Origin of the sequence: Mesorhizobium sp. L103C119B0 (assembly GCF_000502235.1) — a bacterium.
Classification (GTDB): Bacteria; Pseudomonadota; Alphaproteobacteria; order Rhizobiales; family Rhizobiaceae; genus Mesorhizobium.
Map to the genome: position 1 here is coordinate 155,226 of NZ_AYXE01000008.1, position 12,012 is coordinate 167,237.

The window sequence follows — 12,012 nt, forward strand, 5'->3', positions numbered from 1 at the left end:
GAAGCGGATGGGCCGGTTCTGGGCGAACTAGCCAGATGGCGGGGCAGCCACAGGGTGGACATTTCAGTCCATATGGAAAATGATTATGTTGCCATGCACAATACTGCAGTGCTCTGGTCTCGACGAGAAACCTTAAATATAGAAGAGAACCACCCGACCTCCGGGTCCAGCTAGCGGGGACGCAAATGGACACTTCAGGGAATCGGCAATCGCATCGCGACGCAAGCGGGCGACCCAGCCGATCGGTCGGCTGGCTGGCCCGCTCCGCCGTCCCAGTGGCATTCCTGCTCGGCATGGCTTTCAGCAGCAACGCGTTTGCGCAGGACCAGCAACTGCCGGTGGTGACGGCGGCCAAGCCGGTGGTGCGTGAAATCGTCGAAGACGATGAGTTCGTCGGGCGCTTCGAAGCCGTCGACGAGGTTGCCATCCGTTCGCGCGTCAGCGGCTATCTGGACAAGATCAGCTTCCAGGACGGCGCACTGGTCAACAAGGGCGACCTGCTCTTCACCATCGACCAGCGTCCGTACCAGGCGGCCTACGATGCCGCCAAGTCGCAAGTAGACGTCGCCAAGTCCCTGCTCGAATTCTCCAAGATGCAGCTGGATCGCGCCGATGAACTCGCCAAGACCGGCAATATCTCGGCCGCGACGGTCGACGACCGTCGGCGGGAATACCTTTCGGCGCAGGCGCAGATGCAAGGCGCGACGGCTGCGCTGACGACGGCCAACCTGAATCTGGAGTTCACCGAGATCAAGGCGCCCTTGTCCGGCCGCATCGACCGCCGGCTGGTGTCGGTCGGCAACCTCGTGCAGCCGGATTCCACCTTGCTGACGACCATCGTCACGCGCGATCCGATCGACTTCTATTTCGACGTCGATGAGCGCCTGTATTTCAGCTACGCCCGCGACGCGAAGGAGCGCGGCGGCAGCATGCAGGAAGGCGCCGGCGGGCTCGAGGTGGTGGTTCGCGTCGCTGACCGCGCGGAGGCGGTATTCAAGGGCAAGCTCGATTTTGCCGAGAACCGGATCGACAACGCGACCGGCACCATGCGGGTGCGTGCAAGGTTTGCCAACGCCGACGGCGTTCTCCAGCCAGGCATGTTCGGGCGCATCAACGTGCCGGGGTCGCTGCCGCATAGCGGCGTCCTGGTGCCCGACGAGGCGGTCGGCGCCGATCAGGATCGCCGCATCGTGTACCTGGTGGATGAGGCCGGGATGGTGTCGGCGAAGCCCGTGCGCACCGGCCCGCTTCTCGACGGCTACCGGGTGATCCGCGCGGGCCTGACCGGCGACGAGACGATCATCGTCAACGGGCTGATGCACGCCAGGCCCGGCACCAAGGTGAAAGTCGAGATGGTGACGTTGCCGCCCAAGGTCGAGACCGCCGGGTTGCAGCAATGAGGTTCGCCCATTTCTTCGTCGACCGTCCGATCTTCGCATCGGTGGTTTCGATCGTCCTCCTGATCCTCGGCGGGATTGCTTATACCCAGCTGCCGATCGCGCAATATCCCGAGATCGCGCCGCCGACCATCGTCGTTCGCGCCCAGTACCCGGGCGCCGACGCCGAGACGGTCGCAGCGACGGTGGCAACGCCGATCGAGCAGGAGATCAACGGCGTCGAGGGCATGCTTTACATGTCGTCCTATTCGTCCGGCGACGGGGCGATGGCGCTGACCATCACCTTCAAGCTAGGCACCGATCTCGACCAGGCGCAGGTGCTGGTACAGAACCGCGTGTCGGTCGCCGAGCCGCGCCTGCCCGAAGAAGTCCGCCGCCTCGGCATCACCACCATCAAGAGCTCGCCCGACCTGATGATGGTCGTGCACATGCTGTCGCCCGACAATACCTACGACCAGCTCTACGTCTCGAACTACGCCCGCTCGCGGGTGCGCGACATACTGCTCAGGTTGGACGGCGTCGGCGACCTCATCATCTTCGGCGAACGCGAATATTCGCTGCGCATCTGGCTCGATCCGGAAAAACTGTCCGCCCTGGGGATGACCTCGGGCGATGTGGTGCAGGCGCTGCGCGACCAGAACGTCCAGGTGTCGGGCGGCTCCATCGGCGCGCCGCCGACCAATACCGGCACGGCGTTTCAGTACACGGTCACCACGCAAGGCCGCTTCAACGACGCACGCGACTTCCGATACGTGATCGTCAAATCGGCCGAAGACGGCCGCCTGATCCAGCTGCAGGACGTGGCGCGCATCGAGCTCGGCGCCAAGGATTACGTCACCAACTCCTATCTCAACGGCAAACCGGCGGTGGCGCTCGCCATCTTCCAGCGGCCAGGCACCAATGCGCTCGCCGCAGCCGCGGAGATCCAGGACAAGATGAAGGAGCTTTCCCAGGACTTCCCGAAGGGATTGAGCTACGACATCGTCTACAATCCGACCGAGTTCGTCGCCGAGTCGATCCAGGAGGTCTACAAGACGATCCTCGAGGCGATGGTGCTGGTCATCATCGTCATCATCGTCTTCCTGCAATCGTGGCGCATGGCGATCGTGCCGATCGTGGCGATCCCGGTGTCGCTGATCGGCACGCTGGCGGTGCTTTACGCCGCCGGCTTCTCCCTCAACATGCTGACGCTGTTCGGCCTCGTTCTGGCCATCGGCATCGTCGTCGACGATGCGATCGTCGTGGTCGAGAACGTCGAGCGAAATATCGCCAGGGGGTTGGCGCCCAATCCGGCGTCGCATCTGACCATGGACGAAGTCGGAACGGCGGTCATCGCGATCTCGCTGGTGCTGATAGCGGTGTTCGTGCCGACAGCCTTCATTCCCGGCATTTCCGGGCAGTTCTACCTGCAGTTTGCGATCACCATCGCGGTGTCGACGGCGATCTCGGCATTCAATTCGCTGACGCTCTCGCCGGCCTTGGCCGCGCTGCTGTTCAAGCCGCACCACACTGCTGCGGCGCCGCCGCGCTTTTTCCTGGCGCGGTTCGGACGGGCGCTCGCCGACGGCTTCAATGGCGGCTTCGACAAGGTCGCCCATTGGTATTCGAGCATCGTGCGCGTGCTGGTCGGCTCGCGGATAGCGATGGCCGCCACGCTGGCCGTTTTCGCGGCCCTCATCTACGCCACGGTCTATATGGTTCAGACGGTGCCGCGCGGTTTCATTCCGTCGCTCGACCAGGGGTATGCGATCGTCGTCGTCCAGTTGCCGGACGGCGCCTCGCTATCGCGGACCGATGCCGTCATCCAGCAGGCGTCGCAGATCATCCAGAAAACGCCGGGCGTCGACTACGCGGTCGCCTTCGCCGGCTTCTCCGGTGCCACCTTTACCAATGCCAGCAACGCGGGCGTGATCTTCGCCAGGTTCAAGCCGTTTGACGAGCGACTGGAAGCCGGCCAGTCCGCGACCCAGGTCATCGGCAATTTGTTCGGCAGCCTGCAAAGCATCAAGGAAGCCTTCATTATCGCACTGCCGCCGCCGCCGATCCGCGGCGTCGGCAATGCCGGCGGCTTCAAGCTGCAGATCCAGGAGCGCAACAGCGCCGACATGCGGCAGATCCTGGCGCTTGCCTATGAAATTGCCGGCAAGGCCAACAAGACGGCGGGGCTGACCGGCGTGTTCACCACCTTCTCCGCGTCCAGCCCGCAATTCTTCCTGGCGATCGATCGCGACAAGGCGCGCATCCTGAACGTGCCGATCCCCAACATCTTCGAGACGCTGTCGATCAATCTGGGCACCGCCTACGTCAACGACTTCAACGCTTTCGGGCGCGTCTACCAGGTGCGCGCGCAGGCCGACCAGGCGTTCCGCCTCGATCGCGCCGACATCTTGAAACTGAAGGTGCGCTCGGCGACCGGCGCGCTGGTTCCGCTGGGCACGTTGATCGAGATCCGCGACGTCACCGGCCCGGCGCTGGTCCAGCGCTACAACATGTACGTCTCCGTGCCGCTGCAGGGCAACGCCGCGCCCGGTGTTTCCACCGGCGATGCGCTTGCCAAGATGGAAGCGATCACGGCACAGACGTTGCCGGCCGGTACCTCCTACGAATGGACCGAACTCGCCTATCAGGAGCGCAACACCGGCAATGCCGCTGTCTATATCTTCGGACTGTCGGTGCTGTTCGTGTTCCTGGCGCTGGCGGCGCAATATGAAAGCTGGGTGCTGCCGTTCGCCATCGTGCTGGTGGTGCCGCTCGGCGTGCTCGCGGCGTTGCTCGGCGTGTCGTTCCGAGGGCTGGACAACAACATCCTCGTGCAAATCGGCCTCATCGTGCTGATCGGACTTGCCGCCAAGAACGCGATCCTCATCGTCGAATTCGCGCGGCAGGCGCAGGAACGCGGCCTGTCGGCCGCCGAGGCTGCCGTCGAAGCCTGCCGGCTCAGGCTGCGGCCGATCCTGATGACCGCCTTCTCGTTCATCCTCGGCGTCGTGCCGCTGATGATCGCGACAGGCCCGGGCGCGGAAATGCGCCAGTCGCTCGGCACCGCGGTGTTCTCCGGCATGCTCGGCGTCACCTTCGTCGGCCTGTTCCTGACGCCGGTGTTCTACGTCACGCTAAGGTCGCTGTTTTCACGGCGCAAGCCGCATGCCGAGGCCGAGCCTTCGGCACCGGCAGAGGTGCCGTCGGAGACGGCCGCCGAGTAGTGTTACACGGGCAGTTCGTGGCGCTGCCGACTATTTCGTTTTGGTGTTGAATTCACGGTTTGCGGCATAGTCGATAGTGAAGGTGCCCGCAGGAGCGCGAACGCCCTGCTTCACGTTGGATATGGTGACTGTCGAGGTAAGGCCCCTCTCGTCAGTCAGGGTCCATCTGCGTAGATCGAGCGATTCCCTGTCAAACACCATAGTGATATTCGAATTGCCGAAGGCCGACTTGTCGGCCAGCCTGATGATCACCTGGGCGCCATCGTCCTTGATACTTTTGAGGCGATTGCCGGAAAAGTTGACCTGATTGTCGAGGAGCAGCTTGAGCGGCGTCTTCGAGAGAGCATAAAGCCGCGATGTCTTGAGCTTCTTGTTATAGACCACCAAGGATTTTCCATCTGCAATTACGCTGACCCCTGATTGGCCTGCATAGTTGAACCGGATCTTGCCCGGCCGCTGGAGGAAAAATTTCCCTTTGGTCCTTTCCGCTCTTGGGCCCGACTGGACAAAGTCCCCGGACATGGACTTTACCGATGAGAAGTGATCGGCAATCGTCTTCGCTTCTACAGGTGCGGCCAAGGCCGCGGTCGAAAGTTCGGCGTTTATCGCGACAGCGCTGACAACGGCGAACCAGAAAGCCCGCAGTCTTTTGCTGTTATATGCCATTCAGTTATCCTACCCCGAAAAGACGCGTGATCGAAAGAGATCACGCGTCTTTGAGATCAGTAGCCGTCCGGGCACTGAGCAACGTAAACTCGACCGTTCCGACCGCGATATCTGCACTGGCCGGCTTCGCTGGCGTGCCCGATGACCGCCCCGGCCAGCGCTCCGACCGCCCCGCCAACAACCGCCCCTTTTACCGGGTCGCCGGCCACTGCTGCGCCTACAGCTGCGCCACCCAAACCACCGACGGCAGCGCCTTGTTCGGTGCGGGAGCATGCCGCGAGCGGAATGAGTAGGCTCAAAATGAGCAGCGTCTTCTTCATTGGTTCTCTCCTGGGGCCGTTATTAGCCGAAGCTTAAATGCGCCACGGAGTTTTTCGATCCATCGGAGTGTTTGGGGCGCAATCCAAATCTGCGGGAACGGGCTAAGGTCCCGGATCCATCGTACACGCCTCCCAGAGGTAAGTCGTCTTTGGGCAAGCTCGGCCGTTCAGAGTAGTTGGATTTTGCTCTATCCCTCAGTAGGCTTGCCGAAGATCAGGCTCAAAAATTCGCTCAGCCAGCGCTTGAGGTGCATATCCCAGATCAGCCGGCCGCCGAGATGGTCGCGGCCGGGCTGCGCGCCGGGCAATTCGAAACGGTGTGCGCCGCGCACCACCCAGCGCTGCATCATCAACTGGGTCAGTTCGCCATGGAACTGGATGCCCCAGGCATTGTCGCCATAGCGAAAAGCCTGGTTGGGGTAGGTTTCCGCCGTGGCCAGCAGCGTCGCATCCCTGGGCAGCGAAAAGCCTTCGCGGTGAAACTGGTAAACCATGTCGGGCCAGGGCAGCAGCTTTTTGCCGGCTTCGGTCGGCTGCAGCGGATACCAGCCGATCTCGACCAGCCCCTCGCCATGCCCCTCGACCTTGCCGCCGAGATGATTGGCCAGCATCTGCGCGCCAAGGCAGATGCCGAGGAAGGGCCGGTTCTCCTTTAGCGGAACATTGAGCCAGTTGGTCTCGCGGCGGACGAACTCATCTTCGTCATTGGCGCTCATCGGCCCGCCGAACACCACGGCGCCGGCGTGTCCCTCCAGCGTCTCCGGCAGGCTGTCGCCGAGAGGCGGCCGGCGGATGTCGAGGTCGAAACCTTCCTCGAGCAGCATGTGGCCAACCCGGCCGGGGCTCGAAGTCTCCTGATGCAGCACGATCAGGATTTTTGGTTTCGAGCTCGGTCTGGGCGGCATGGAAAGGCGGAATCCTATTCGTCGCTCGACGTTCCGCTGGCGCCGGGCGCGGCGGCCGCCGCCTTGCGGCGCGCCTCGACGCGATCCTGGCGCTCGACGCCGATTAGCTCGGCGACGCGCCAGACGGTGTTGTCCTCCAGTTCATGCAGTTCGCCGTCGGCATAGACGATTTCCCACATCAGGCCGATGAAAGCCTTGCGCGCCTCGGCGTCGAGATGGCGCTTCAAGACGCTGGTGAAGGCATAGAGGTCGATCGCCTCATTGTCGGCGCGCTCGCCGGCGGCAGCCAGTGCATCGAGCTCGTCGCCGCTGATCGAATAGCTCTGCGCCAGCACCTGCTTGAACCGCTCCCACTCGACATCCTGGCGCACGCCGTCGGCATTCATCACATGATAGAGCAAAGCCGACGCCGCAACGCGCGGATCGTCCGCATTGGCGCGAGCCCCAGCCCCGGAGGGCAGGTCTTTCAGAAAGGCCAGGACGCGTTCGAACATGGTGCTAACTTCACTTTATTGGAGCATGATCTTTTCCAAAACCGCTATCGACTTTTTGGGATCATGCTTCAGGGATCAAAACAGGCGGAAGCGGCGCGGTGACTTCTCCGCTTCGTCGTCGGGGTCGACGCCAGGGTCGTCGGGCAGCCGAGCCAGTTCCTCGGCAGGTTCGACGGGTTCGGCATCGGGCGGTATTGCGGCGAAAGCGGCGGAAGTGACCGGTGTGACCTGCTCATCGCCCACAGCGGGCTTCGACTCGGTCGGCGCCTCGCTGCTCCTGGCAACGGCGGGATGATCGACCACTTCGGCTTCCTTTGTCGGCTTGGCGGGTGCCGCAAGCACCGGCACATCGGCTTCGTCTTCATGGCTGTCGATGAGCTGGCCCAGCCGCTCCATCGGTGCGCGCCAGGCGAAAGCGTCGAGCTTGCCGCTGACCGGCGATACCGGCGCCCAGCGTTCGGAGACGACGCCGTCGGCGACCCAGGCCGGATCGCGCGGCGCCCTGACCGCCTTGGACAGCAATTGCCTGATCTTGCCCTGGTCGCCGGTCTCTGCCTCCTCGATATCGGCCAGCAGCAGGTAAGCGCCTTCCCGGCGATCCATGCGGATCGCCGCTTCCGCCTCGCGGCGGGCGGTGGAAAAATCCTGCGCATCGAGCGCGGCGCGCGCCACCGTCATCGACGATTCGGCATTGTTGCGCTTCAGCTCCTGCAGCTTCTTCGCCCGGTTGAGACGATCGACCACGGCATCTCCCGGCCTTGCGTGGGTGTAGAGCTCGGCGATCTCGGGATGCGGCTCAGCCTTCCAGGCTGCCTCAAGGATCTTCGAGCCTTTGCGCACATCGTTCTGTTTGAACAGAAGATTGGCGGCTGCAACCGCGGCCGGCGCGAAATCGGGCGCGAGCTTGTTTGCCTCGAGTGCCGCTGCCTTGGCTGCATTGGGGTCGCTGTCGGTCAGCGCCTGCGCCTTGGCGGTCAACAGCACGGCGCGGCGGCGATTGGCGGCGTCGCGTTCGATCTGCCTGGTCGACTTCTGCGCCTCCACCAGCTTCAGCGCGCCGTCCCAGTCGCCGCGCCCGGTCAGATCTTCCAGCGTCGATTCGGCGGCCCAAGCCAGTTGCGGCGCGACGGAAGCGGCGCGGCCGGCATAGTGACGCGCCGCGTTGCGGTCGCCGAGCCGTTCGGCTTCGAGATAGAGCCCGCGCAGGCCAAGCAGCCGCATTTCGGGGTCGTCGAGCATGGCCTCGAATTTTTCGCGCGCGCCCTCATGGTCGCCTTCGAGCAGCGAGGCTTGCGCTTCGAGCAGCTGGATCAGCGGCTCCTGGTCGGAGCGGATCAGTTTGGCGGCTTCCTTGGACTTCTTGCGGGCCAGCGCGCCGTCGCCGGCGCCGGCTGCGATCATGCCGGTCGACAGCGCCTGGTAGCCGCGGTCGCGGCGGCGGACGCGGAAATAGCGCGAGATCGTGTATGGGCTGTTCCACAGCGACTTGATCAGCCACCAGACGATCATCACCGCTGCGACGACGGCAACGATCGCCACCGCCGCCACCATCAGGCTGACCTGGTATTGGTAACCGTTGAAGGTAACGACCATCTCGCCGGGACGATCGGCCAGCCAGGCAAAGCCCAGACCGAGGGCGAAGACGGCGGCGAGAAAGATGAGAATGCGGATCATCGTGTCGTCCTCATGCCTTCATCGCTCCTGCAATCAGCGCGTCGACCTGCGTCTCGACGTCGATGCGCGCCTTCAGTTTGCCGGCAAAGTCGGCGCCGGCAGCCTTGACCGCATCCGGCAGCGTTGCGTATTCGCTGAGCGCCTTGGCGTAGTCGCCCTGGTTGACCGCCACTTCGATGCGCGCCACGGTTTCCGGCGCGCCGGCGCCTTCGACGGCGCCGATCGGCCGGACCTTGACCAGCGATTCGGCGCTCGACAAAAGGTTCTGGAAGAAGCCGGCATTTTCATCGACCGGCGTCGCCGCCGCGACCATCGCATTGGCCGCGGCGTCGGCCTCGCCGGCGATCTCGGTGCGGGTCGGGACGCCCTTTTCAGCGTAGGGGCGCAGCGCTGCAATCTGCGGTGCATCGGGCGAGATCGCCGCGAAGGTCTCCAACTCGGCGGCGAACGGCGCGCCGCGGTCAAGCGCCGCCTTCAAGGCCGAAGCGGCGATGGCCATCGCGATCTTTGGCTGCGAGGCCTGCGCATCGACCTTGCCGGCGAGCTGCATCACCGACTGCTCCAGCGCGGCGATCTTGCCTTCCTGCGCCTTGGCTGCCTCGCCGGCCGATTTCACCAGTGCGTCGAGGCCCGCCAGTCTTTCATTGAGCGGCGCGAGATCGACGGGCGCTGCACCACCGGCCTGGCCAAGGGCGGCGACCGCGGTCTCGATCTGCTTGACCTTGTCGCCAAGCGCGGCAAGCCCGGCATTGTCGCCGGCGCCGCCCTTTTCGACCGCCGATTTCAGCGATGCGACATCGGCCTTGACCTGATCCAGCGCCGAAGACAGCCCGTCGACCTTGGCCGTTGCGGCGCCATTGCCGCTGGCTTCCCTGAGGTCGGCGATTTCGCGCTTCAGCGAAGCGATCTCGCCATTGACGCCGTCGAGCGAGACCGTGCCCGCCCCTGAGCCCGGAGCGCCAAGCACGCCGGCAAACTGCAGCCCGCCGGCGGCAGCCAGCGCGATGACACCGCCGATGATGCCGGCGGCAATGCCGCTCGTGCGCTTCGGTTGCGCGGCCATGGGCTGGTTCCCGGCTGTCCTTGGGGTTTCCTTGGGTGCACCCGGCTTGGGCGAGGCATCCTCGAAACTGTAGTCGGAGGTTCTGGCGCGCGGTGGCGCATCCGAAGCGGTGGGGTAAGGCTGCTCCGCCTGGGTGGACGCCTTGGCATCGGCGCTTTCGGGAGCGGCCTGCGCCGCGGCGTCGGAGTGCTCCCACGGCTCGAGATCGGCTTGATCGGCATGAACGGGCTCGTCAGGCGTCTCCGGCTGCGCATTGGCCATGGCAGCCGCATCCTCGGCCGCAACCGATTCTGCCGGGGCCCCGACGTCATCCGAGTTGGCGACATCCGTCTTGGCGGCATCCGCATCGGCAATGCGCGAGACAGCGCCGGGTTCGAGTTCGATGGTCACCGGCTCGCGGCGGCTTTTCGAATGTCGCATCTTCGGCGTCTTGACCATGCCTGGGCTCCGCAATCCTGCTTCGTCTGGGCGCCCGACGGCGCGTGATGGTTTGAAAAATGGTCTAGCACATCATCATCAGGTGAAAAGGGGCGGCGTGATGACACGGGGCTCAGTCGCCGCGGTGCAACAGCTCAAGCAGCGCCTCCTCCTGCGGTTCCCGCGCCATGCGTATTTTTTTGCCGGCGGCATTGTCAAATGCCGCTGCCACGCGCTCGGAGAGCGCAAAAGCCTGCATGTTTTCAAAGAGATCGCGCAGCCCCGCCCTGTTGGTCAAGGCCTGCAACGCTGCCGCCGCCTTGGCTGAATAGAGCAGCACCGCGTCGACCGCCTTGTCGGACAGGCGTGTACGGGTTTCAGCATCGGAATAATCGAGCGAAATCGTGTCGTAAGTTTCGACGGTGCGGACCTCGACGCCGGCATTTCGCAGCCGCGCCTCGAAGGGCGGAAACCGCACGCGCCCTGTGAGATAGACGACCGCCTTGCCGGAAAGGCCGGCGGCAATCGCCTCGGCCAGCCGCTCGGCGTCGCCCGCCCCTTCGCTGACCGACAAGAACCCTGCCGAACGTGCCGCTTCAGCCGTCCTGCGTCCGACGGCATGGCAAGGCAAGGCGGCGAGCGCACGAATGAGTTCTTTCGGCGCATGCCGCACGGCATTGGCGCTGGTCACAGCGACGGCCACGGCATTGTCGCACGCAGCATCGGCGCCAACCGGCAGTGTCACCGTTTCGGTCAGTGGCAGAAGGAGAGGCTCAAATCCCAATTCCTGCAGCCGCCGCATGGTTCGCGACGCCCCGGGCTGCGGTCGCGTCACCAGGACACGCATGTCAGACCCAGCCGTCGAAGAAGGTTTCGCCCGCTTTGACCCGCACCATCCTGGCCGCGTCCGTGCCGATGTCAGCGGCATCCAGCGCCAAGCCTTCGGCCTTGACCTCATGCGATTGCGTGCCATCGGGCGAAATGATCAGCCCGGCGAAAACCAGCCTGCCGCCCGAGATCGTCGCATAGCCGGCGATCGGCGTGCGGCAGGAGCCGTCGAGCGCCGCCAGGAAGGCGCGCTCACAGGCCAGCGCCTGGCCTGTCGGCACATCATGGATGGCCACCAGCATCTTTTCGACCTCGCTGTCGCCGATGCGGGTTTCGATGCCGATTGCGCCTTGTCCCGGCGCCGGCGGAAAAGCATCGAGCGGCATCAGATCGGTGACGACATGGCCGAGCCCGAGCCGCTTCAGCCCGGCATAAGCGAGGATCGTGCCTTCGGCGACGCCTTCCTCCAGCTTGCGCAGCCTGGTCTGCACATTGCCGCGGAACATGACCACGCCTAGGTCCGGCCGCATGCGCCGGATCAGCGCCTGGCGCCTGAGCGAAGACGACCCGACCTTGGCGCCTTGCGGCAAATCAACAATGCGCTTCACCGCCTTTCCGATGAAGGCGTCCCGCGCATCCTCGCGCGGCAGGAAGGCGGACAGCTCCAGCCCGTCCGGCAGCACTGTCGGCATATCCTTGGAGGAATGCACGGCGATATCGATCGTGCCGGCCAGCAGCGCCTCTTCGATTTCCTTGGTGAACAGGCCCTTGCCGCCGGCTTCCGACAGCGGCCGGTCCTGGATGCGGTCGCCGCTGGTCGAAATGACGACGACCTCGAAGGCTTCCGCCGGCATGCCGTGCGCTTCCATCAGCCGCGCCTGCGTTTCATGCGCCTGGGCGAGCGCCAGCGGGCTGCCGCGTGTTCCGATTTTCAAAGTTTGCATGGCGCGCGGTCCGTGATAACCCCCGGCTGGCTTTGCGTTTCCGGCACTCCCTCTAACTAGGAAAGTCCGGCGACACAATCTCTGGAGACAGCGACGAATTG

10 protein-coding genes are annotated in these 12,012 nt (G+C 64.4%); 2 read left to right on the plus strand and 8 right to left on the minus strand.

Features of this window, described 5'->3' with window-relative positions:
• Nucleotides 1-293: 293 nt before the first annotated feature.
• A complete protein-coding gene (locus tag X728_RS150770) occupies nt 294-1,400 on the plus strand; it encodes an efflux RND transporter periplasmic adaptor subunit (RefSeq protein ID WP_023687741.1) in 1,107 nt (368 codons plus the stop codon).
• Nucleotides 1,397-4,600, plus strand: coding sequence for a multidrug efflux RND transporter permease subunit (locus tag X728_RS150765; protein WP_023752682.1), 3,204 nt, complete (start codon nt 1,397-1,399; stop codon nt 4,598-4,600). Before X728_RS150770 ends, X728_RS150765 begins: the two co-directional genes overlap by 4 nt.
• A gap of 30 nt (nt 4,601-4,630) precedes the next feature.
• Here the strand turns inward: X728_RS150765 and X728_RS150760 are convergent, their stop codons facing one another.
• The 8 genes from X728_RS150760 to hemC form a co-directional block, all read right to left on the minus strand.
• On the minus strand, nt 4,631-5,266 hold the full coding sequence (locus X728_RS150760) for an outer membrane lipoprotein carrier protein LolA (protein ID WP_023687739.1): 636 nt from the start codon (nt 5,264-5,266) through the stop codon (nt 4,631-4,633).
• A 56-nt stretch (nt 5,267-5,322) separates the two neighbouring features.
• A complete protein-coding gene (locus X728_RS150755) occupies nt 5,323-5,586 on the minus strand; it encodes a YMGG-like glycine zipper-containing protein (protein ID WP_023670477.1) in 264 nt (87 codons plus the stop codon).
• A gap of 188 nt (nt 5,587-5,774) precedes the next feature.
• Complete coding sequence (locus X728_RS150750; RefSeq protein ID WP_023831844.1) at nt 5,775-6,491, minus strand: glutamine amidotransferase; 717 nt, start codon at nt 6,489-6,491, stop codon at nt 5,775-5,777.
• Nucleotides 6,492-6,505: 14 nt separating this feature from the next.
• Entirely contained in the window at nt 6,506-6,985 is a 480-nt protein-coding gene (locus tag X728_RS150745) for a TerB family tellurite resistance protein (RefSeq protein ID WP_023702389.1), read from the minus strand.
• A gap of 75 nt (nt 6,986-7,060) precedes the next feature.
• Nucleotides 7,061-8,659, minus strand: coding sequence for a heme biosynthesis protein HemY (locus X728_RS150740; RefSeq protein WP_023831845.1), 1,599 nt, complete (start codon nt 8,657-8,659; stop codon nt 7,061-7,063).
• Nucleotides 8,660-8,669: 10 nt separating this feature from the next.
• Nucleotides 8,670-10,160 (minus strand): COG4223 family protein, encoded by a 1,491-nt coding sequence (locus tag X728_RS150735; protein ID WP_023821973.1) that lies wholly within the window; start codon nt 10,158-10,160, stop codon nt 8,670-8,672.
• Nucleotides 10,161-10,272: 112 nt separating this feature from the next.
• Nucleotides 10,273-10,986 (minus strand): uroporphyrinogen-III synthase, encoded by a 714-nt coding sequence (locus X728_RS150730; RefSeq protein WP_023710201.1) that lies wholly within the window; start codon nt 10,984-10,986, stop codon nt 10,273-10,275.
• Between the two features lies 1 nt (nt 10,987).
• A complete protein-coding gene (hemC, locus tag X728_RS150725) occupies nt 10,988-11,911 on the minus strand; it encodes a hydroxymethylbilane synthase (RefSeq protein ID WP_023710202.1) in 924 nt (307 codons plus the stop codon).
• Nucleotides 11,912-12,012 lie beyond the last annotated feature (101 nt).